At 37.5% G+C, this 22,559-nt stretch carries 23 protein-coding genes and 1 pseudogene; 7 read left to right on the top strand and 17 right to left on the bottom strand.

The window, feature by feature from the left end; genetic code table 11:
• Nucleotides 1-245: 245 nt before the first annotated feature.
• The 7 genes from bioD to FZF09_RS09055 form a co-directional block, all read right to left on the bottom strand.
• Nucleotides 246-980 (bottom strand): dethiobiotin synthase, encoded by a 735-nt coding sequence (gene bioD, locus FZF09_RS09085; protein ID WP_158736281.1) that lies wholly within the window; start codon nucleotides 978-980, stop codon nucleotides 246-248.
• Nucleotides 981-2,156, bottom strand: coding sequence for an 8-amino-7-oxononanoate synthase (bioF, locus tag FZF09_RS09080; RefSeq protein ID WP_233269458.1), 1,176 nt, complete (start codon nucleotides 2,154-2,156; stop codon nucleotides 981-983). It abuts the gene before it with no gap.
• A complete protein-coding gene (gene bioA / locus FZF09_RS09075; protein ID WP_158736280.1) occupies nucleotides 2,137-3,501 on the bottom strand; it encodes an adenosylmethionine--8-amino-7-oxononanoate transaminase in 1,365 nt (454 codons plus the stop codon). Before bioA ends, bioF begins: the two co-directional genes overlap by 20 nt.
• Nucleotide 3,502: 1 nt before the next feature.
• Nucleotides 3,503-4,264 (bottom strand): 6-carboxyhexanoate--CoA ligase, encoded by a 762-nt coding sequence (locus FZF09_RS09070; RefSeq protein ID WP_158736279.1) that lies wholly within the window; start codon nucleotides 4,262-4,264, stop codon nucleotides 3,503-3,505.
• A gap of 267 nt (nucleotides 4,265-4,531) precedes the next feature.
• Nucleotides 4,532-4,777, bottom strand: a complete 246-nt coding sequence (locus FZF09_RS09065; protein ID WP_158736278.1) for a YkuS family protein — start codon at nucleotides 4,775-4,777, stop codon at nucleotides 4,532-4,534.
• A 70-nt stretch (nucleotides 4,778-4,847) separates the two neighbouring features.
• A complete protein-coding gene (locus FZF09_RS09060) occupies nucleotides 4,848-6,137 on the bottom strand; it encodes a glycosyl hydrolase family 18 protein (protein WP_158736277.1) in 1,290 nt (429 codons plus the stop codon).
• 105 nt (nucleotides 6,138-6,242) lie between these two features.
• Entirely contained in the window at nucleotides 6,243-7,427 is a 1,185-nt protein-coding gene (locus FZF09_RS09055) for an MBL fold metallo-hydrolase (RefSeq protein ID WP_158736276.1), read from the bottom strand.
• A gap of 136 nt (nucleotides 7,428-7,563) precedes the next feature.
• Between FZF09_RS09055 and FZF09_RS09050 the strand changes: the two genes are divergently transcribed.
• The 3 genes from FZF09_RS09050 to FZF09_RS09040 are packed head-to-tail and all read left to right on the top strand — an operon-like array spanning nucleotide 7,564 to nucleotide 9,384.
• Complete coding sequence (locus FZF09_RS09050) at nucleotides 7,564-7,857, top strand: hypothetical protein (protein ID WP_158736275.1); 294 nt, start codon at nucleotides 7,564-7,566, stop codon at nucleotides 7,855-7,857.
• A complete protein-coding gene (gene uvsE / locus FZF09_RS09045; protein ID WP_158736274.1) occupies nucleotides 7,854-8,810 on the top strand; it encodes a UV DNA damage repair endonuclease UvsE in 957 nt (318 codons plus the stop codon). Before FZF09_RS09050 ends, uvsE begins: the two co-directional genes overlap by 4 nt.
• 58 nt (nucleotides 8,811-8,868) lie before the next feature.
• On the top strand, nucleotides 8,869-9,384 hold the full coding sequence (locus tag FZF09_RS09040; RefSeq protein ID WP_158736273.1) for a cupin domain-containing protein: 516 nt from the start codon (nucleotides 8,869-8,871) through the stop codon (nucleotides 9,382-9,384).
• Between the two features lie 28 nt (nucleotides 9,385-9,412).
• On the opposite strand, the gene FZF09_RS09035 is transcribed toward FZF09_RS09040, so the two are convergent.
• Nucleotides 9,413-10,408 (bottom strand): aldo/keto reductase, encoded by a 996-nt coding sequence (locus FZF09_RS09035; RefSeq protein WP_158736272.1) that lies wholly within the window; start codon nucleotides 10,406-10,408, stop codon nucleotides 9,413-9,415.
• A 174-nt stretch (nucleotides 10,409-10,582) separates the two neighbouring features.
• On the opposite strand from FZF09_RS09035, the gene FZF09_RS09030 reads away from it, so the two are divergent.
• Nucleotides 10,583-11,719: a zinc-dependent alcohol dehydrogenase gene (locus FZF09_RS09030; RefSeq protein ID WP_158736271.1), complete on the top strand. Its 1,137-nt coding sequence runs from the start codon at nucleotides 10,583-10,585 to the stop codon at nucleotides 11,717-11,719.
• Nucleotides 11,720-11,934: 215 nt separating this feature from the next.
• On the opposite strand, the gene FZF09_RS09025 is transcribed toward FZF09_RS09030, so the two are convergent.
• The 6 genes and pseudogenes from FZF09_RS09025 to FZF09_RS09000 all read right to left on the bottom strand — a co-directional run bounded on the left by FZF09_RS09025 (nucleotide 11,935) and on the right by FZF09_RS09000 (nucleotide 17,258).
• Nucleotides 11,935-12,105 carry a hypothetical protein gene (locus FZF09_RS09025; protein WP_158736270.1) on the bottom strand — a complete coding sequence of 57 codons (171 nt, stop codon included), beginning with the start codon at nucleotides 12,103-12,105 and terminating at the stop codon, nucleotides 11,935-11,937.
• A gap of 107 nt (nucleotides 12,106-12,212) precedes the next feature.
• Nucleotides 12,213-12,356 (bottom strand): DNA-binding anti-repressor SinI, encoded by a 144-nt coding sequence (gene sinI, locus FZF09_RS09020; protein WP_233269457.1) that lies wholly within the window; start codon nucleotides 12,354-12,356, stop codon nucleotides 12,213-12,215.
• Between the two features lie 123 nt (nucleotides 12,357-12,479).
• Complete coding sequence (locus tag FZF09_RS09015; protein WP_158736269.1) at nucleotides 12,480-13,181, bottom strand: response regulator transcription factor; 702 nt, start codon at nucleotides 13,179-13,181, stop codon at nucleotides 12,480-12,482.
• A 51-nt stretch (nucleotides 13,182-13,232) separates the two neighbouring features.
• Nucleotides 13,233-16,586: an ATP-binding protein gene (locus tag FZF09_RS09010; RefSeq protein ID WP_158736268.1), complete on the bottom strand. Its 3,354-nt coding sequence runs from the start codon at nucleotides 16,584-16,586 to the stop codon at nucleotides 13,233-13,235.
• 153 nt (nucleotides 16,587-16,739) lie between these two features.
• Nucleotides 16,740-16,856 (bottom strand): annotated as a pseudogene (locus tag FZF09_RS09005) (DUF1641 domain-containing protein); the annotation flags it as partial.
• A gap of 36 nt (nucleotides 16,857-16,892) precedes the next feature.
• Nucleotides 16,893-17,258: a Na-translocating system protein MpsC family protein gene (locus FZF09_RS09000; RefSeq protein ID WP_158736267.1), complete on the bottom strand. Its 366-nt coding sequence runs from the start codon at nucleotides 17,256-17,258 to the stop codon at nucleotides 16,893-16,895.
• 637 nt (nucleotides 17,259-17,895) lie between these two features.
• Here FZF09_RS09000 and fdhD point away from each other — a divergent pair.
• The 3 genes from fdhD to FZF09_RS08985 all read left to right on the top strand — a co-directional run bounded on the left by fdhD (nucleotide 17,896) and on the right by FZF09_RS08985 (nucleotide 19,744).
• Nucleotides 17,896-18,723: a formate dehydrogenase accessory sulfurtransferase FdhD gene (gene fdhD, locus FZF09_RS08995; RefSeq protein WP_158736266.1), complete on the top strand. Its 828-nt coding sequence runs from the start codon at nucleotides 17,896-17,898 to the stop codon at nucleotides 18,721-18,723.
• A complete protein-coding gene (locus tag FZF09_RS08990) occupies nucleotides 18,704-18,931 on the top strand; it encodes a group-specific protein (protein ID WP_158736265.1) in 228 nt (75 codons plus the stop codon). Before fdhD ends, FZF09_RS08990 begins: the two co-directional genes overlap by 20 nt.
• Nucleotides 18,932-19,168: 237 nt before the next feature.
• Nucleotides 19,169-19,744: a molybdenum cofactor guanylyltransferase gene (locus tag FZF09_RS08985; protein WP_158736264.1), complete on the top strand. Its 576-nt coding sequence runs from the start codon at nucleotides 19,169-19,171 to the stop codon at nucleotides 19,742-19,744.
• Between the two features lie 2 nt (nucleotides 19,745-19,746).
• Here the strand turns inward: FZF09_RS08985 and FZF09_RS08980 are convergent, their stop codons facing one another.
• From FZF09_RS08980 to FZF09_RS08970, 3 genes are all read right to left on the bottom strand, one after another.
• Entirely contained in the window at nucleotides 19,747-20,142 is a 396-nt protein-coding gene (locus FZF09_RS08980) for an acyl-CoA thioesterase (protein ID WP_158736263.1), read from the bottom strand.
• A gap of 12 nt (nucleotides 20,143-20,154) precedes the next feature.
• Nucleotides 20,155-20,964: a uroporphyrinogen-III synthase gene (locus tag FZF09_RS08975; protein ID WP_158736262.1), complete on the bottom strand. Its 810-nt coding sequence runs from the start codon at nucleotides 20,962-20,964 to the stop codon at nucleotides 20,155-20,157.
• A 159-nt stretch (nucleotides 20,965-21,123) separates the two neighbouring features.
• Nucleotides 21,124-22,536, bottom strand: a complete 1,413-nt coding sequence (locus tag FZF09_RS08970) for an MDR family MFS transporter (RefSeq protein ID WP_158736261.1) — start codon at nucleotides 22,534-22,536, stop codon at nucleotides 21,124-21,126.
• Nucleotides 22,537-22,559 lie beyond the last annotated feature (23 nt).

Raw genomic sequence — 22,559 nt, 5'->3', positions numbered from 1 at the left:
ACATTATAAAAGTTTGCAAGCGCCAAGCATTCAGGTGAAGATGATTTTCCTAGTTGCACTTATACTGATTTCCTCAACATTTTGACGACGTCGAGATTAATCCATGCTAGAATTTTATTCTTTCCTATCATTGTTAGAAAAACTCCCTCTGTGTGAATGAGTTTTCTTTCAAATACTCGATTATTCGCAGGATTTCTAACTATCTTGAACTAATGAAAATAAACAGGAATTAATTGGTAACCCATTTAAGCAAAAAAAGGGATGGTGCTCGGCTTGCCCTTTTCTCCATGATACTCTATCGAAGAAAGCTTCACATGTTTCTTAAAAAAGGCAGCCATTTCCGCTTTATTGAGATTCTCTGCCCATGGCACCACTCCTAGCACAGGCACTTGAGCAAATTTTTCAATCAGTTTGGGGTTAGTTTTTGAAGCAAGATCATCCCCTTGTTCTTTGAACCCATTAATAACAACACCAGCGACCTCTAAACCTTTACAGCGGGCATGTTCTACAGTTAAAATGGTGTGATTGACTGTACCTAAACCAGCTCTGGCTACTACTAAAATAGGAAAACCTATTTCTTTTGCAACATCGCTTACTAAATATTCTTCCCCATAAGGCACAGTGATGCCGCCAGCTCCTTCTACAATAAAGAATGAATGATCTGCTTGAATATTTCTCCATTTTTTTATTATATCTTCTAACTTCACAAAAACACCGGCCCGTTTCGCTGCAAGGTAAGGAGCTAGAGCCTCTTCGAAAACAAAAGGAGTGATGTCTTGTAAGGCATTTTCATCTCCAGCCATTTGTTTTAATAGAAAGCTATCGCTGTTAGGATTCTCTCTTTTTATACCGCTTAACATTGGTTTAAAGACGCCAACGTCTGTTCCTTGCTGCCGCAGAGCAGCTGCAACCCCTGAAGCTACAAATGTTTTACCTACGTCAGTGTCCGTTCCTGTTACGAAAATACCATTTTTTGTCATTTATATTACCCCCATGTTTTTGCCAGTTGTATAAAAAGCCTGGCAAACTTGTTGAATGTCATTGTCGGTGTGAGAAGCCATTACCGTTAACCTAATTCTGCTTTTTCCTTCTGGCACAGTAGGAGGCCTGATCGCTGGGGCAAAAACTCCTTCTCTTTCAAGCTGCTTAGAAAATGCAACTGTCTTTTGTGCTTCTCCAATCAACACAGGTATGATAGGAGTCGGGGTTGGCATTGTAACAAAACCTATTTCAGCAAGCTGTTTTTGGAGCTTTTTTATGTTAGTCCTTAGAGAATAGAGTAACGATTTTTCCTGTTCAATAATGTCGATTGATTTTATGGCGGCTGCAACCATTCCCGGCGGCAGAGCTGTTTGAAAAATAAAAGAACGTGCTTTGTTGCGCAATAGCTCTATGATAGGAAAAGAACCTGCAGCAAATCCACCCTCTGTACCAATAGTTTTACTAAGCGTTCCAATAGTAATATCAACATCAACATGAAAATGTTCTGTGCTTCCTCTTCCATTTTCTCCTAAGACTCCAGTAGCGTGCGCATCATCGACAATGATAAAGGCGTTATATTCGTCCGCTAATTCTTTTATTTCAGGTAAGGGCGCAAGATTGCCATCCATGCTGAACACACTGTCTGTCACAATAAACTTATTTTGATTATTGCGCGCCAGCTGCAGCTTTTTTTTCAAATCATTCATGTCCACATGCCGGTAAACCATTGTTTTCGCTTTACTTAGACGGCAGCCGTCAATCAAACTAGCATGATTTAATTCATCACTTAAAATAATATCGCCGTCCTGTGCTAAAGCAGAGATAACGCCAACATTAGCAAGATATCCGCTTGAAAATACAATAGCAGCCTCTTCTTTTTTAAAAGCAGCTATCCGCTTTTCTAACTTTTCATGCCACGTAGAATTACCAGTAGTTAGTCTTGAGCCCGTACTTCCTACTCCAAACTGCTGCATCACCTTGGATGCTTCCATTATAAGCCTTTGATCTGCTGCTAATCCTAAATAGTTATTAGATGACACCATAAGCATTTCTTTGCCTTCAATTTCAACTGTTGAAGCAGGACCACTTTCACTCGTTCGTAAATGACGATATAGTCCGCTTTTTTTAAGATCGTTTATTTGTTGATCGGCCCACCTATACGCCGGTTTGATCAAGACGCTGCACCTCCTCTTTTGTCACCGTCTCAATCGCTTCTTTCATAATAGCTGTCATTTTATTAAGTTCGGATTTCGTACTGACTAATGGCGGCATAAAAACAGCTACATCTCCCATTGGTCGTGTTAATAAGCCCAGTTCTCTCATTTTTAACGATGTTTTATAGCCAGTTCTGCTTTCAAAAGGAAAAGATTCTTTCGTAGTCTTATCCAGAACCAGTTCAATTCCGCACATAAAGCCAAGCTGCCGAACATCCCCTACATGGTCGAGTTCTTTTATATTTTCAAGTAATTCTCTCAAAAAGTCTGTTTTATCAGCTACTTGTTCAACTATCCAATCTTTTTCAAATAATCGGAGGTTTTCTAATGCCACAGCACAGCCAAGCTGATTTCCAGTATAAGAATGGCCATGGAAAAATGTTTTTAAATTTTCATAATCATCATAGAAAGCTTTGTAAATTTTTTCGGTCGTAAAGGTTACTGCAATTGGTAAATATCCTCCGGTAAGTCCTTTGCCTGCTGCCATTAAATCCGGTTCCACTGCTTCATGTTCACAAGCAAACATTTTTCCTGTCCGGCCGAAGCCCGTTGCCACTTCATCAACAATCATCAATACATCATATTTACTGCAAAGCTTACGAACACCAGATAAAAACCCTTCAGGCATAACAATCATTCCGCCCGCTCCTTGTACCATTGCTTCAACAGTTAACCCTGCAATACTTTCATGGTTTTCCGCTAAAAGTTTTTCCAAATTTTCTAAACATTCTTCCGAACACTGAACAGGATCTTCACTCGGATGGCGGTACACATTTGGGACGGGCGTATGATAATTTTCAAACATTAGAGGACCGTAAATATTGTGAAATATATCAATCGATCCTACACTAACTGCCCCAATTGTATCTCCGTGATAGCCATTTTTTACTGAAATAAATTTTTGTTTTTTTGTTTGGCCAAGGTTCTGCCAATATTGAAATGCCATTTTCACAGCAATTTCTACTGCTTCTGCGCCACTGTCTGAATAGAACACTCTCGATAAAGCAGGAGGAGCGATTTCAACTAGCTTTTCAGCAAGCTCTGTCGCAGGAACATTGGTCATACCAAGTAACGTGGAGTGGGCGATTTTATCTAATTGAGAAATAATCGCCTGATCTAATTCTTTTTTTCGATGGCCATGGACGTTTAACCACACAGAAGAAAAGGCATCATAATATTCTTTTCCGCTCGTATCCTTCACTTTAATACCATCGCCACTTTCAATAATTAGTGGATTTTCATCATAGTCTTTCATTTGTGTAAATGGAAGCCATAAATGCTGCTTGCTTTTTTCTATTAAATTCATTTTATTCTCCTCCGTTTCTTATCATAAAAGGTTTTTTTTCTAAATAGTAAACATAGGCATCGACGTCTTGAACATGGTCTATAAATAACAGCCGCCCGCCTCTTTCATCCCCTTTTTCTTTCATTTTAGTGATTCGTTCATATCCTCTTTTTGGACTAGCTATATAACCCGTTATGTAATTTGGATCATCGCTCCAGCAAAGTTCGGCAATGGTTGCAGAATGTCTGCATACTTTTGCAGCTAAAGTTAATGCTTCTTTCAGGCGAAAGTTTTCATGTATTTTATGGAATTCACACCAATTTTTAAAATCATTTTGTCTCCAATCAAGCTGAGACACACGTACTCCTTGATCATCCCGATTATCAATACGTTTTCCCGTTTTAGCATCAATAAGAATAGCTCCGCGAACATGAAAGTTACTAGCAAGAATGTTAAACGCTTTGTTTATCACTGCATTGGTCAATCCGCATTGTTGTAAAAGATATTTTGCAGTACTTCTGCCATCTTTAGCATCTTTTACTTTATATGTGGAGACAAGCAGAGGTTCACTGCAGCAGACTGGCTCCTTCACATCTTCGATCACAAGATTAAAAAAATCTGGCTTTCCCCGCTGATGTAAAAATGCTTTTTTAAGTAAATAATCAGCTTTTTCTTGTAATTCTGTTTCAGACGCCAGACTCTCTCCACCGGAAATATGTTTTCCCCCTTTCTCATGAGCACCTCCAACCGCTGCTCTCATTCGAACGCTGTAGAGTTTCTCCATTGTTAGCAACAACAACCTTTCCAGAAATTAATTTCTTTTGTTAACAAATTATATTTTATAGTTAACAATTTAGTTAGTCAAATGATTTTTATTTTTTGAGTTTAATACGGTGCGTGAAATTTTATAATTACTTGGCTTGTCGCCAAGTCCTTAATGGCGAAAGCCTTATTTTTTCGATACTTTAACCCTTTAATAATGTTAAACTTTCTTAAAATACAAAAAAACCGGCCATCTTTCAATCACAGATGACCGGGCTTTCATTCACTCTTATTGGTGAAGTTTTTGTTCTACTTGCTCACAAATCTCATTGGAATTGAAACCGTGGGCGTTGATAACAGACCCTTCAAGCGCTGTATTTTGCATATTCATCATGTTTTGATCCTGGCCAGTAATAACGCAGCAATCACAGCCGTCTGCATCTGATTCCTGCCTTAATGTAACCACTTCATGTCCTTGTTCTTGTAATTGCTGTTGAACATCAGTAAGGGATTCTTCCACTCCAATTCGAGCCATTTGTTCCTTCTACCTCCTTGTAATGTTGTCTCCCTTAATATGTTCTTATCCTTTATTTTCATGCATTTTCCTATACTCGTTTGTTTACATTAAAGTTATCCTCTAAAAGCAGCCAGTTTTGCGGAAATTCCCAACCGAGAACCCAATAATAAAACCCTCGTAAATCAAACTCTTTGATAAGGTCAAATTTAGCTTGAATGCTTCTCGCATCATCAAACCATACCTCATGTTCGTTCCCTTGTTCATCATAATATTTAAAAAAAGGAGATTGAGCTTCTTGATCATACTCTATAGCAGCATTATATTTAACAGCTAACTCAATTGCCTGCTGATGATCAATGGATTCCGCTTGTGTCTCACCTTCTACATATGGCAGCGTCCAGTTATATCCGTACAAAGGAATTCCCATCATAATTTTATCGCTTGGCATGACAGAAACAGCATATTCAATAACCCGCCTTACTTCATTAATAGGAGCAACTGCCATCGGCGGACCTCCTGTCCAGCCCCATTCATAAGTCATTAAAAATACAAAATCAGCAATCTCTCCATGCGTTTCAAAATCATGTCCTTCATATAACACTCCAGGCATCCCAGGTTCCACTTGAGGAGCAAGCGCACTAGATAGGAAATAACCTTTTTCATCCAGCCGCTCTTTTGCTTTTCTCATTAAATTATTGTAAGGTTCTCTATTTTCAGCCCCTAAATATTCCAAATCGAAATCCAACCCTAAATACCCTTTTTCCTCCATTGTAGCCAGCGCTTCATCTAGGAGCTTGTTCTGTAAGTCTTCACTTCCTAAAACCGTAGTAGCCAGCTCTGTACTAAACTCGCCCTCTTCAATATTGGTGATCACCATTAAAGGTACAATCTCATTTTCATAAGCTGTGTTAATGATTGGCTGATCCTCAATAGAAGTAAGAGTCCCATCGTCATTCATATGATAACTAAATACTTGTAAAAAAGTTAAATGTTGACCGATTTCATTTATGACGGACTGAGACTCATCACCTGTTATTTGCAAATCAATATAAGCGCCAACATCAACTGATGGTTTTTGTCTGAACTCATTTAAAATATAGAGCGGATAACCAGTAGGAATATATTGTGGGAACGGCAGTCTATTTCTTCTTAAAATTTCTTTTACAGGTGTTTGATAGCGCTGACTAACGTGCCAAACATTCTCTCCTGGCTGTACCCAATGAATACGTCCTTCAATAGGAATAACAAGCGCTTGACCTACTACTAATTGATCAGGGTTAGGAAGCTGATTGGCTTGAGAAATCGTGTTATACGGAACATTATACCTTTGAGCAATAACCCATAGGGATTCACCTGGAGCAACTACATGTATTTGCACAGACTCGTCCTCCTGTCATTTTTTCTTCTTATCTAACCGTATTTTTTTATAAGAAAATAAATAACCAGTTTTATAAAAAGAAAAAAGATTACAGGACAAGTCAGCTCAGGTTGTAATATATTTATTTATTTTTTTATACGTATATCTTCCAATCCCGCTTACTTTGATTAAATCTTCTTTTGTGCGAAAAGGCCCGTTTTCGTCTCTAAATTCCACCACTAATTCTGCAGCTGCCGGACTTATATTCGGAAGTTTTGCTATTTCTTTTTTAGAAGCTGTGTTAATATTTACTGGTTTATCTATTTTGTAGGTTTGTTCATTGGTCATGTGGATCCTTGGTACGGGTGTTGGAAATTTTCTACCTTTTCCTTCCCAAGGTTTCTTTGAAATGTACATATTCTCTTTATACAAAGAGACTAAAATATGACCAGAATGTTCCGTCGTATATATATCTGCACCCGTGTTTCTCAAACGATTTAATACACTAGCATTAGGGTGGCCAAATGTATTTTTTTTATCGAACGGAATAATAGCTATTTCCGGGGCGACTTTTTCTATAAATTTCCTTCCAGTTGAAGTAAGCGACCCATGATGAGCTACTTTTATAATGTCTGCTTCCACGTCATACTTTTTCATCATATCTTTTTCATTTACTACTGTCGCGTCTCCAGTTAACAATACGTTCGTATCGTTATACACAAACTGAAGCACGATGGAGGAATCGTTTCGCACGTCACTATCTGAATAAGCATTTAGTACGTTTACTTGATCGGCCAGTTTTGTTTTTACACGCTCTCCTTCTTCGGCTAGAAAGAAATCTATATTTTTATCCTTGATTATTTTCCTATATTTTTGATAGGTTTTCGTGTCATGTTCTCTTCCGCTGTCTAATACTTTTTCTACGTCCATTTCTTCTAATACTTCAACTAGACCGCCTATGTGATCGATATCAGGGTGAGTAGCAACAACCCACTCTAATTTTTCTACCCCGGCATCTTTCAAATAACGTACTATTTCTTTGCCGCATTCTGGTTTACCTCCATCAATTAACATAGCAGCACCTGAATCAGAAACAATTAACGTACTATCTCCTTGCCCGACATCTAAAAAATGAAAATCAAGTGTGGCATGAGATTCCGTAAAAAGAGCCAGATCATCATCGTCATCAAACCAAACTGTTTTGTTTTTTGATGCAAAAACTTCCGAGTCTTCGGAAAAGATTAAAGTGGTTTCCGGTAATAGAAAAGAAAATAATATCGTAAGCGTGAGCATATAGCGCAGTATTTTCATTTCTTATCCCTCCGTATTGTTACTATGTCTCAATGCTTATGGGAATATGAACGAAGGAGTGATTTGTATTTGTAAACGAATATATTGTCCTTTACTATAGACATACACTCATAAAAATTACGGAGGAAATAATAAAATGAATCAAAAAGAAGTTGAAGATAAAATTATTAAAAGCTACCAGCAGGATGAAAAGATGATGATATTAGTTTTTGCTCAGTGGTGCGTTAACCATCATTTAAATCCTCAGGAGCTCTATCTGAAAGCTTATCCAGACCAAGGCAATAATCCTCAGCTTGAGCAAGCTATTGATTTAACGGTACCTAAAGAAGAATCAGAAGACATATCAAATGAAACGTTGCTAGGGGTCTTGTCCTTGTTTGGTAATGACGACCTGGCTTTTGTGGTGTCCGAGGAAATAGAGAAGCAATGATTATTCGACTTGGTTATGTTGCTCACGCCACCTCGCTTTGGAATACTTCACCTGCAAAAACACTGACTTTTAGCCGCTGGAAAAAAATGAATGATCAGGAAAGAAAAAGAGCGTTGTATAATATTACAAAGAAAAACCTTGAACATACCATACGCGCCCTGCATTTTAATATTGCACACGGCATTAAACTATATCGATTTTCATCATCACTTGTCCCTCTTGCTACTCATCAGGAAGTCGAGTGGGACTATCTTTCACCCTTTTCCTCTCTTTATAAGGAAATAGGAGGGCTTGTTAAACAACATGGCATTCGAACAAGCTTTCATCCTAATCAATTCACCCTTTTCACAAGCGATAAGCCGTATATTACAGCGAACGCAGTAAACGACATGAAATATCATTACCATTTGTTAGATGCCATGAATTTATCAACAGAAGCTTACATTAATCTTCATGTCGGTGGAGCATATGGTGATAAAAGTGCTGCTGTTAATCGGTTTTATACGAATCTTCAGCAGCTGCCGCTTCCCATAAAAAAACAGATGACTCTTGAAAATGATGATAAAACCTACACGGCTTTTGAAGTATTAGATATCTGTGAAACAGAAAACATCCCTTGTATGTTTGATTTTCATCACTACAAGGCAAATCGGCATTCATCCGAAAACCTTGAAATGATTTTGCCACGTGTATTTAAAACATGGAAACATACACCGCATCCTCCAAAAATTCATGTTTCTTCGCCAAAATCTGAAGCAGCCTACAGAAGTCATGCCGATTATGTAGATCTTGCATTTATCCTTCCTCTTATCGATGCTATAAAACAATACGGACAATCTTTGGATATAATGGTAGAAGCGAAGCAAAAAGATAAAGCCGCCCTGCAATTAGTAAAAGAACTGGCAGATTTGCGCGGGATAAAACGCCTAGACGGAGCAGTTTTGAAGGTATAATTCATTTAATCAATAACAACGAAGGATATATAAAGAAATAGCTGAAGACCTAGGAGGGATGAACGTGAAAAAACAAAAAATCACCTCTATGACTTTTACAGATGATGGCAGCATACCAAATAATGAAAATTTGCCGGTCCTTTTGTATTCAGCAGTATTTGCTGATGAACCTGAAGCATGCCAAGATACCTTTTATCATAACAATTGGAAAAACAGCTGGAGAGGAGATGTATTAGATTATCACCACTATCACAGCAACTCTCATGAAGTACTAGGCGTTTTGAAAGGTTCTGTCCGCATCAAACTCGGCGGCAAAAAAGGTACTACTTTTGATTTAAAAGCAGGAGACGTTATCGTTCTTCCTGCCGGAACCGGCCACAAAAAGATGAGTTCTAGTTTCGATTTTCGAATAACTGGTGCGTATCCGAATGGATCAAATTATAATCTTAAAACCGGAGAACGAAAGGAAAGACCAGAAGTGTTGGAGGTCATTAAAAATGTCCCCCTGCCAGAGCTTGACCCTGTTTTTGGTAAAGATGGACCGCTCATTAAAAAATGGACAGAAGAAAAATGAGAAGGGAGCTTCCCCCTTCTCAATCTGTTTAAATGTCTCTTTTAAATTTTTCAATAAATCGATTAGGATATTCCGGAGGCAGCGCACTAATCTGATCTAGTTCTTCAAAGTGTTCTTCGCTTAACCTCCATCCAGCAGCGTTTATATTTTCTTCAAATTGTTCTAGGGTTCTTGCTCCAAAAATTGGCGATGTGATGCCTTCTTTCATTAACAGCCAATTTAGTGCAACCTGAGCCGGCGTCTTATCAATCTCAGCTGCTATCTTTTTTACTTTCTCAAGAATGATAAAATTTCTCTCAAGCGCTTTATTTTCCCAATAGTATTCACCCGGCCCTGCTGTAACTAATCGCCACTCTTGATCTGGCTTATGTAAAGAATCGTATTTTCCTGTTAAGAACCCCCCTCCAAGCGGAGCCCACGGAAGAATCCCTATCCCTTCCTCTTGACAAAGAGAAACCACTTCCCTATCCATTTCCCGGTGCAGTAAACTATATTGCGGCTGAATGGTAATGAATTTGGCTGCATTTTTTTGTTCACTAACCGACAAAGATTTCATTAACTGCCAGGCCAAAAAATTAGAGCAGCCAATGTATCTAACTTTCCCAGAAGAAATGAGATCATCAAGCGTTCGGAGTGTTTCCTCTATTGGGGTAAGATGATCCCATACATGCAGCTGATAGAGATCAATATAATCTGTTTTAAGTCGTTTAAGACTTTGTTCAACCCCTTCCACCACACGTTTACGTGAGTATCCAACATCATTCGGATTTTCTCCTACTTTCATCCGAACTTTTGTAGCCAGTACTACATCGGATCGTCTATCTTTAATAGCCTCCCCAACTATTTCTTCTGATCTTCCGCCAACGTATACGTCAGCTGTGTCGATAAAATTTCCTCCATAATCAAGAAACTGATGAACCATGCGAATAGCGTCTTTTTCAGAAGTTCCTTTTCCAAACGTCATGGTACCTAAGCATAATTCCGAAACAATTGTACCGCTTTTTCCTAACTTTTTGTATTTCATTTCTTCACTTCCTTTCAGTCATCAGCACAAATAACGATTCTTATTGTAACAGCTTTTTTTACAAATATCATAAATCTAATCATTTAGGAAAGGTTATCTAAAAGGAGACAGTCTACCATTTCTTATGTACCAATTATATATAAATGCATAAATACCAATAGCAGAGGTGCAAATATGAAAGCCGTAACATACCAAGGAATAAAAGACGTGAAAGTAAAAGAAGTTCCAAACGCAAAAATTGAAAAAAAAGACGACATACTAGTAAAAATAACAAGTACAGCTATTTGTGGTTCAGACCTTCACTTAATCCACGGAATGGTTCCTAATTTTCCGGAGGGTTATATTATTGGACACGAGCCAATGGGAATTGTTGAAGATACGGGACCTGATGTGACAAAAGTGAAAAAAGGAGATAGAGTTATTGTCCCTTTTAACATTGCTTGCGGAGATTGTTACTATTGCAAGAACCAATTAGAGAGTCAATGCGACAACTCAAATCCTCATGGTGAGGCAGGTGCATATTTCGGATATTCCGGAACATTTGGGGGATATCCCGGCGGTCAAGCAGAGTTATTAAGAGTTCCTTATGGAAATTTCACTCCATTTGTCGTGCCAGAAGAATGCGAACTCGAAGACGAAAGCATTCTGTTTCTTTCAGATATTATTCCAACTGCCTATTGGGGTGTAGAACAAGCAAATGTGCAAAAAAATGATACCGTTATTGTGCTAGGCTGCGGTCCAGTAGGTTTGCTTGCACAGAAGTTTGCTTGGTTAAAAGGGGCTAAGCGCGTGATCGCAGTTGATTATGTCCAGTATCGATTAGACCATGCTAAAAATGTAAATAAAGTGGAAGTCTATGATTTTTCTAAGCAGGACCATCTAGGCACCCATTTAAAAGAAATAACAAAAGGAGGGGCAGATTCTGTAATTGATTGTGTAGGAATGGATGGAAAAAAATCTGCAGTTGAAATGGTAGAAACAGCCCTTAAACTTCAAGGGGGAACAATGGGGCCGATTGTACTGGCAAGTCAGGCAGTAAGAAAAGGAGGAACAGTTAGTATAGTAGGAGTGTATGGTACGCGTTATAATGCCTTTCCGTTAGGTGATTTTTTTGCCAGGAACATCACGTTAAAGATGGGACAAGCACCCATTATCCATTACATTCCAGAGTTGTATAATAAAATAATAAATCAAGAGTTCGATCCTACAGATATTATTACGCACCGCCTTCCTCTCGATCAAGCAGAAAAAGGATACGATATATTTGATGAAAAACATGATGATTGTATCAAAGTAGTATTAAAACCATAACGTAAGGAGCTGTGCTGTAAGTCAATTTTCGGCAAACGCATCTGGAATATACTTGCTTTCTCTAGGACTCAAATGCGGCATCTTCCAACTCTCTTTGCTCCGTTCTCGTAGTGTCTTCTTGGCTTCGGACGGCGGTTAAGCCTTCTCGTGAGTAAATCCTTCACTGTCTTCACACTGCCCTATTTCCCGCAGGAGAGCAGCGCTTATTCCAGCTGCTAGATGCCGACACACCCTAAAGAACCTTTTGAACAGTCCCTTATAAGAAAAGCGCAAGCGCCTTGCTCACGAGCGACAAGTCCTGGAGGGGCGGCATATGGAAAGCTGATCTTTGCTTTCCATTGACGAACCGAAGGAATCTCGAGCGAGTAGGCGCTTGCGCTAGACATGGAAAACGCCAACTATTTATAATTTCTTACCTTACAAAAAAAAACAGCCCAAGGCTGTTTCATTCGAGCTATTAAGTATTGTTTGCCCCCCCTGGCATCCTGGCTCTTTAAACAGTATAACGCTTCTTGTGAAGAGCTTGCTCTTGCAAAAATAATTGAATCTCTTTTTTCTCTAACCCTGAGTCCCTTGCAGCTTTAATTAATTCTACCCACTCTCTATCTAACTCCTTTTTTGCCATTTCTTTCTTCACAAAAATCCCCTCCGATTTATATTTCTATAAGCCGGGCTGTTCTGGACGTCTAATTTTAGGATAAAAGAAGCAGGTTAAAATGAGGTTAAAACTTTAAAATTAATTCAGAAAAATTAACGTTTGTTATGGAAGAAATTTATAGCCAAAGCCTCTTACAGTAATAATAAATTCAGGATTTGCTGGGTTTTTTTCTATTTTTTTTCGCAACTTACTTATATGCACTGATACCGTTTTTAAATCTCCGTACCGATTAGCCCCCCAAATATTGTCATATAATTGTTCTACACTAAAAACTTGATGAGGATTTTTTGCTAATAACAGTAATAACTGCATTTCTTTTGCAAATAAGTGAATTGGTTCGCCGTTTCGAAATACAGAATAGCCTTCTATATCAATAGAAAGATCTCCAAATTGCAAATAGCGGGACAGCTCTTTTTTTGGCTGTATATTTGTTTTCAAGCGGCTTCTTCGTAAGTGAGCCTTTACTCTTGCAAGCATCTCCCCAGGATCAAAAGGCTTTGTAATATAGTCATCTGCCCCTAACTCTAAACCTTGAATTTTATCTTCAAATTCTCTTTTTGCGCTTAAAAATAATACTGGTGTTTCTTCATCTGTTTCTCTCAATTTTGCACAAACTTCAAAACCGTTCAGTTCGGGAACGAGGATATCTAATAGAACTAAGTCCGGTTTTTGTTCTTTGATCTGCTTTAACGCATCCTTGCCATTTACTGAAGTAAATACTGTATAATCTTTTTGCAAATATAATTGAATTAAATTTCTAATATCTTCTTCATCTTCTACTACTAGTATCGTTTCTTTCCCCATTTTAACAACTCTCCTATTTTATTTTATTGTTTTAAATAAAACGTTGAGAATCTAGCTGTGCTCTCTCATCAGCGGATGAAGAGGAAGGGTAAAATAAAACGTGCTTCCTTTTTGTTTTTTACTTTCTGCCCAAATCATGCCTCCATGGTACTCAACAATTTCTTTGCAAATGTTTAGGCCGAGACCGATATTGCCATCACTAGAGGGTCTAGAAGAATCTTCACGAAAAAAGCGATCAAAAATAAATGGAAGAGATTCTGGATTTATTCCCCTGCCCGTATCATGGACACCAATAACTATCGAGCGGCCGTGTCTTTGATCTTGAATTGGTTCTTCTAAAGTGAAAGCTGTTTCTTCTTTACCTTTGTCATGTTCTCTAAAGTGTCTAGAAGGCTCAGAAGAATCGTTTACTTCAATAATGATAGTACCTTTGTCTGGTGTATATTTTACAGCATTATAGATGAGATTGGACATAACTTGCTTAAGGCGGTCAAGATCAGCATAGATAGCGTCTCCTTCTTTTGTCGCAGTAAAATAATTTTGTATGGCAAAGGAAAGATTTTGCGCGCGGACATCTGACTCAAACGAAGGTAAAAACTGATTAATAAAGGTGGATACATTAATATATTCCCAATGAAAGCTTACCTGTCTTGCTTCTAATCGTGATAAGTCATACAAATCCCTAATCAACCGATCAATAAATAACACTTTTTCATAAATCATTTTTAAATAATATTTGTTATCCACAGAAATAACTTCATCAATCATTGCTTTAATATATCCTTGTAAAGAAGTCATAGGGGTACCTAAATCATGTGATATATTAGACAATAAATGACGGCGTGATTTTTCCATTCTAAGCAGTTCTTTTGTTTTTAATTCGAGTTTTTTCGTTCTTTCCTTCACTCTTTCTTCAAGCTCATGATTTAAAAGTTTTAACTCATTATTCGCATGGTTTAATGCTTCTTTTTGAGTTAATGTATCTTTCATAGCTTTTTGCATCGTTAAAAGAGTTTGCACCCGTGCCAGCAGTTCCTCTTTATAACATGGCTTTGATAAATAATCATTAGCGCCAAAACGAAATGCCGTAACAATGTCTTCTAATTCATTTCTTGCCGTTACAATTAAAATGGGTAATTCTGTTAAGGAATGGTTTTCTCTTAACAATTCACTTACTTTATAACCAGATAAAACAGGCATCATTACATCAATAATGATTAAATCATAAACGTGTGTTTTTGCTTTTTGCAGCAATTGTTCACCATTGGTTACTGCCGTTACGTCATAGCCTTCCATTCGTAAATGGTTTTGGAGAACTTGCAAGTTTATTGGCTCATCATCTGCAATTAAAATACTTCCTTGGTTTTTTTTCTTCATTATAAGATGTACGGAATTATCCATTACTTCCGCTTCCTCTTTATAGTTTTCATAATATGCTAGTGGAAATGCTGCATTATTTACCGCTCCATCATATAAGGGAAGGCTAAAGCGGAAAGTCGTACCTTTTTTAGGTTCTGACATAACTGAAGTCGTTCCGCCATGCAGCTCTATCAGCTTTTTAGTAATACTTAAACCTAATCCAGTTCCCCTTTTTTGTCTTACGTTTTCATCACTTCCTTGCTCAAACTCGTTAAATATTATTTTTAAGTCCTCACCTTTAATGCCAATCCCTGTGTCTTGAACGGTTATGAGCACACTGTCCTTTTCTCTTTCAGCACTAACAGTGATCGACCCTGTTTCGGTGAATTTAATAGCATTATCAATAATGTTATGCAAAATTTGCTGCACCCTGTTCTCATCTGCTTTTACCAATGGTAAATCTGGAGGTATATTGTTAATAAATGTGATAGGTTTACCTTTCATCAGAGGTTCCAATAAGAAAAAGACTACGTCGGTTGCTTCTTTTAAACGTATAGGTTTGAATTGCAATTCAATGGCTTTATGTTTTAATTTCGAAAAATCAAGCAAGTCATTTACTAAGTGAGACAATCGTTTTCCGCTTTGTATAATCATGGACAGATTATTTTTTAAAGATGTATTTACTTGACCTGCTGCACCATCTCTTACCGACTCTGCAATACCAATAATCCCATTTAATGGTGTTCGCAGCTCGTGCGAGGTATTTGCAAGAAATTCATCTTTTAATCGATTGGTCTTTTTCAACTGCTCTACAGCTAACTCCTGGCTCTCTTTTGCACGTCTTTCTGCTTTTTCTTTTTCCATTCGTAAAACATTAAACTTATCAGCAAGAGCCAGAGAAAATAGGATGACTTCAAAAGCAGAGCCAATTTGAGAAGCATATTTTGTAAAGAAAGTAATAGGAATAAAGCCTGCGTCTGCTAACGAAGAAAGAAATACTCCAACTAAGAAGATGATCCAGCCGAAGAAGAAATAACGAGCAGGGCTGTACCCTTTCCTCCAAATAAATCCTGCTGCTGAAAGTACGATAAATACAAGCACAATGGTACTTAACATCACGAGGTTTAAAGCCGCGTTATAACTAATCATTAACAAAGCCATAATGAAAAATTGAAAGGGAACAAACAGTTTAAAAAGCTGGTTTAGTTTAGGTGTGTAAGCTGGAGTATTTAAAAAACTTTTCGTAAAAAGAAAAGCCAATGCATTGGATGCGGCCATAAAAAAGACAATAGCACGATTGTTCCACCAGGGACTTTCCGGCCATATAAATTGATACGCTGCTCCGTTTAAAGTCAAGTGAGTGAACGTAAGAGCTAAAATAAATAGAACATACCATAAATAACTATGCAGCCGCAGCGAAAAAAACAAAAAAAGATTGTATAGTATCATGACAATAGATATTCCGTAATACAATCCTAAAATTAAGTATTCGATCTGGTTTTTTTGCGCAAACGCTTCTTCTGACCAAAGTGTCAGGGGCAGCTGCATCGAACCTTCACTTTCAAAACGTAAATAATATGTAAGTGATTCATTTTCAGGAGGATTCAGATTAAAAGTAAAATGACGATGGTTCCTATCTCTATTGTAGAATTCTTTTAGATCACCTGTTTCCCCTGCTTTTAAAGGACGATTATTTACCATTTTATATAGTTCAATAGAGTCATGGGGCGGATAAGCTATTTCTAGTACCCAATCATCTATCGTTGTGTTATTTTCTATTTGAAAACGAACCCAATAAACAGAAGACGTGTATCCAAAACTAGGGATACTTTCTACATTTTTTGTAAATGAAGCAGAAAAATCTTCAGAAGAAACATCATCCACAGACCATATCCCTTCTTTATCTTGTAGTATATCTATAGACGAATGCAGATCATATTTTTGTTCGCTTTGTTTTAGCTCTACAGCCGCTGCTGCTTCTAGTTTCCCTCCCCAAATACTGCTTAGAACTATAACAACAATAAATAAATACCACTTCATGAACATATATGTACCTCTTTTCCTTCCCAACCGCTATCTAATAAAAATCATACTAAATTTTCCAGTTAAAATGTAGCATTTTTTAGAAAAGTAAAATAACAATGTCAGTAAAAAAACTGTGAACTCATATTTAAAAGTTCACAGTTTTTTTAACATCGTCTAAACTTTTTGATCTGGAGGTTCCTCTTTGTTTTCCGTCTCCTCTTCGGTTTCATGTCCCATCCCTTTTTGAAAGGTTAACATTAAAGTAATGGCCGGATTTATTTCAGGATCCTTAAGGGGTCTTTAGCATAATCGCAGCCAAGTACCAACCTACTTCTTAGATAAAAACTTTTCTTCAATATTTTCATCGAACACAAAAATAGACATCCCAAAATCTCTTTCTATATCAATATCAACAAATAGATCAACAAAATGACATTGTAAGTATTCTTCCATTTCTACTGGATGATTTTGCCGATACATTTCTTTTACCATTTCCGTCCGTGCTTCTCTTAACATTTGTTTTCCTTCGTCTGCATTAGCAATAAATTTTTCTACTGGCGATAAATTTCCTTCTAATTCACAAATAGCCCAATTTTTACAGAAAGTAGTGTTGATTTTACTTGGGCCTTTTCCCATATGTTTTTTTCGAAAAGCCCGAACTAAATTACTGAATTCTGCTTCGTGTTTGTCCATGTTCATTGCCAATCCTTTTCCGATTATGTTACTTCCCTATACATAATTTGTTTTTCCTATATTTTCTTTTACTAAAAACAGCGTATTAGCAAGCAGACAAATTGTCAACTCGCCACTTTGTCTTTCTGCTGGCGTTTCAATTGTTTGATATCGATTGGAACGAAAAGTGAAATAATAAAGGCAGCAGCTACTAATCCGCCAAATTACTTTTCCTCCTTCTTTTTCCTCATAAAAAACAAAAAAAGCCGTAATTTTCTAACAAATAGGTTCACACCTATCTGCCAAAAATACGACGTTTTAGCATCAGGCAGGTACGCTGCTCTTCAACCAAAGTAATCGCTTTCAATTCTGCAACAGTTAAAATCGAAAACAGGAACGCTATCTCGCATTTTACTTGTTACAGTTTTCTGAACTATAAAAAATATATCCTATCTTGGATAACTTTTCAATCATTTTAAACGATTAGACTAAAATTCTCGTTCTGTGGAGCTTTAGGGTTGTAAGTTCAAAAAAGTTATGTTTATACTTTCAATTAAGAATTTATAACATAATTCGGTCAGCTGTATAAATGAATCTATGGTAGAACTTGGAAGTTAGCCATGTTTTTCTAATCATTGTGCGGAAATGAGGGAAAGGGTTGAAACAGCATATAAGCGTAAAAAAAACAATTACTGCCTACCGTGACGGTCAATTTCAGGATGCAGAAGACGATATCGTTTCTGAAGTCCCTCTTACTATATTTGTGAATAAAGAAGAGTTTGCAACCATGGTCTGTTCACCACAGCACTATAAAGAAATGGTAGTTGGTTTTCTTGCTTCAGAAGGTGTCATTTTGTTTATAAATGAAATATCCTCTCTTGAAATAGATGAAGATAAAGGCTTTGCGTACGTAGCATTAAATAAAAAACTCACTAAAAATCCATCATTTTATTCCAAACGCGTAATAAATTCCTGCTGCGGAAAAAGCCGGCAGTTTTATTTTCAAAATGACGCAGTAATTTCTAAAACCTCTATGAGTACTGCTTCGCTCACTGCTGGCCAATGTATTCATTTAATGAAACAAATGCAGCAAAACAGCCAAGTATTTAAAAAAACGGGCGGAGTTCATAATGCAGCCATTTGCACTCCTGATCATATCATTGTAGACCGGGCCGATATCGGAAGACACAATGCTCTAGATAAACTTTACGGTTACTGCCTGCTTCAAAATATTGCTATTAAGGATAAAATCCTTGTTTTCAGCGGCAGATTATCTTCAGAAGTGTTAACAAAAGCCTCAAAAATTGGCGTTGGTCTCGTATTATCTAAATCTGCTCCTACTGATTTAGCCATTAAGTTAGCTGAAGACTTAAACATTACAGCCGTTGGTTTTATACGCGGGTCTTCTTTTAATGTTTACTCTCATAATTTTAGAATTAAAAAAAATGAAAAAGGAGAAATGTCCAATGAGTTCATGCAATATTGACCACACAAAAGAATCTGTTGCTGAAAAGCTTAAAAGTCAAAAACCGTTCCTCCCGTCCTCTGTTTATCAATCTTGTAACACGCTGTTAGCTGACCATCCTTCTCAAAATACGTTAAATGAATTATTTCATCTGTTAAAAAAATATGATTTAAAAGATGAAGCAGAACGGTTGGATCGAGACAAAAAAATGAAAGCGTTAGCTGAATAACAAAGGGGCTGTCCCATAAGTAGTTCTCAAAAAACGCAACTGGAATATACTCACTTTCCGCGGGCAACGATTCAGCCTCCTTTGAGCAGAACACGCTCACTGCGAGGTCTTCACACTGCCCTCTTTCACGCAGGAGTCTCACATATCCCAGTTGCTTAGATGATTTTCATATCTAAACTAACCTTTTTGGGACAACCCCTATTTCTTTCGTATAAGTATTCAAAGGGGAACAAGCAAATGAATATATCAGGTATTGTGCTTGCTGGCGGTCAATCTTCACGTTATGGAAAACCAAAAATGTTTGAAAAGTACAACGGTCTTTCATTTTATGAACATAGTATTCATGCCTTTAAAGCTGGTGGAATAGACGATATAGCTATTTCAACCAATGATCAGCTGGCTCCTTTTTTTAACAATGATAAAGCTGAAATTCTCGTAGAAGATAAAAAACATCAAGGTCCGTTGTACGCACTTTTTTTTGCACTACTCCATTTGGCTAAGAAAAACGAGTGGGTATTTCTATTACCCACTGACACCCCATTTGTTTCTTCTTGTTTTATTAAAACGATGATATCTCATGCTGAAAAAGCAGATAAGCCATATGATGCTTTTGTTCCCGTTACGGGCAGCAAACAGCAGCCTTTGCACGGGATGTATAACAGACAATGTCTTCCTATCATAGAAGAGTTGATAAATAAAAATAAAAAAAGTATGTATCCGCTTATCCAGTCTATTACTGTCCATTCTCTCTTCTATCCAAAAGACCAAAAAGATTTCTTAAATATTAACCGTAAAGAGGATTGGTTCATTTAATTTCATTTTTCATACAAATGATGCTTAAGCTCGGATTTTATATGTTCAGGGATCGGCTCGCTTTTTTGCTTGTCAAAATTAAAATTAACATAAGTAGCGCTTCCTTTTGCGCACACCTCTCCTCTTTGATGAATTTCTTCATAGATTTCAAAACTCGAATTTCTCACATTATTGATCCACGTTTTCACTTGAACCGGTTCCCCATAAAACAATTGACCAACAAAATCTACATTCATTTTAATAATGACACATTTCCATTTTTTAAATGACAGACTCGGGGTAAACAGCTTAAATATCTGATCCCGCCCCGATTCGAACCATACTGGAATAACTGTATTATTGATATGGCCTGCTCCATCCGTTTCAGATATGCGCGGGTCTATTGTTTTTTCAAACATAAGCGACCTCCCCTATTTTTGATAGGATTGGGAAAGCTCCATAATCATAGCTCCCATCCTCTGATTTTCTGGGGCTAACAACCTTTTTACTCCTACTTCTTTTAATGCCTCGGCGGTCACTTTTCCTACAGCAACAGCTGTTGTTTGATTTTCAAAAATAGAAATCAGCTCCTCTTTCAAATGATGCTCTTGTGCATATTGAAACAAGGAATGCACTTGGAGCTGGGTTGTAAAGCATATTGCATCAATTTCACCCCGACGCAATTCTCTACATATCATTTCCACGGTTTCTTTCTCTGGCGGGATATGTTGATAAGGAAGAAGTTCCGTAACAGATGAAGCCCCTTTTCTTTTAAGAAATTCCACAAGACGAGGAGCCTTCACACCGTGAAGCTGAACCATAACTTTTTTGTTGGTAAAGTCTTTGTTTTCCATCGCACTTATTAAACCTGCCGTTGTTCCATCATCATCTCTTGCTTCAGGAATAATACCAATTTTTTTTAGAGCATTCTTTGTTTTATATCCTCTTACTGCAACTTTTCCTTCTCTTAGAATTTTCTCAAAATCTTTTCTCCGGTCTAATTGCTCAGATACATGAAGCAATGTTTCTGTTCCAATTCCAGTCGTAAAAATCAACCAGTCCGGCTGTTCATCAAGTGTTTTTCTAAAATCCGGCTGTATGTCTTCTTCTGCTAAAAAAGTTGTTCCTTGTAAAGGACGAACCACTGCGGTACCGCCTTGCTTTTCAATCAGAGCTGTCATTTCATCTGTTTTCCGAGAAGCAGCAATTGCTACTGTTTTGCCTTCAAGTCCTTTACCCATTCCGTTTCCTCCTTTTTTGTTATCTATATAAAATTATATCAATCTAACCTTTCCATGCCTACTAGAAACAAGAAGTTCTGCTCGGAGTCCATTGCTGATGCAAGTAGTTAACCATGCTAAAAACAGGCAGCATACACCTGCCTGTTTAATCATCTGTATTTAGGAAACAGCTTGTTTGTTCTTAATAAGAAAACTAAGCACAAAACCTATCAGACCAAAAATAAACGCCACCCAAAAGGACATATTCACCCCGTGAATGAGAGCCTCTGCATTTATATTCGGTCCCTTTCCCATAGCTGTCGTTGTCATCACCGTTACTAAAAGTGCAGTCCCAATCGAACCTGAAACTTGCCTCATCGTATTATTTACTGCCGTACCATGAGGAATCAAGTGCTTCGGAAGTACATTTAAACCGGCTGTGGTTACTGGCATCATTACCATAGCAATACCTGCCATTCGAAGCGAATACATAATCGTCATATAAGTGAACGATGTTGTACCTGTAAGGTCCGTATACATAAAGTTAGAGATTGTAATAAGAAAAAGCCCTGTAAGGGATAATTTTCTTGCCCCGATTTTGTCAAAAATCCTGCCTGTTACAGGAGACATAATTCCCATTAAAACGGCTCCAGGCAGCATCATTAAACCAGACTCCATAGCGGTAAATTCACGCATATCCTGCATATAAATAGGCAGCACTGTAGCGGCGCCAATCATAGACATAAATACTAACATACCGATCCCGGTTGTTAAGGTGAATATTCCGTATTTAAATACTCTAAGCTCTAATATAGGCTGTGATAATTGGAATTGACGGAATGAAAACAAAACCAGGCAAACGATGCCTACTGCCATCGTCAACACAACAGGAATGCTTCCCCATCCTGTACTTCCTGCACTGCTGAATCCATACAAAATACCGCCAAAACCGAGAGTAGATAAAACAATAGAAAGGATGTCTACTTTTGGATATCTTTGCTCTGTTACGTTTTTTAGTACAAAATAGGCAAGAATGATATCTAAGACTGCAATCGGTAAAACAATATAAAATAATGTCCGCCAGTGGAAATGATCTACCATAAACCCAGAAAGCGTTGGTCCGATAGCGGGAGCAAATGAGATAACTAACCCAATAAATCCCATGGCAGCGCCCCGTTTTTCCATTGGAAAAATAAGAAGAATGACCGTTTGCATTAACGGCATCATCACACCTGCACCGCCTGCTTGAATTATTCTTCCTATCATTAAAACAGAAAAATTGGGGGCTGCCGCACAAATAAGCGTACCTGCTGCAAATGTACTAATAGCGGTCAAAAATAATTTTCTTGTCGTAAAGGTTTCCACTAAAAAAGCAGTGATTGGGATCATAATACCATTTACAAGCATAAAAATCGTAGTCAGCCATTGAGCAGTGTTCGCTGAAATCTGCAAGTCTTCCATAATGGGAGGAATTGCTGTTGCTAATAACGTTTGATTTAAGATAGCAACGAACGCTCCAATCATAAGCGCTGCCATAATCGGAAGTTTTTTTATTTCTTTCTGTTCTTCTCCTCTATTATTTAAATCTGTCATACTATACGCCTTCTTTTTTATAA

The organism is Alteribacillus sp. YIM 98480 (genome assembly GCF_009765375.1).
Taxonomy (GTDB): Bacteria; Bacillota; Bacilli; order Bacillales; family Marinococcaceae; genus Alteribacillus.
This window is presented reverse-complemented; position numbering and strand designations above follow the sequence as displayed.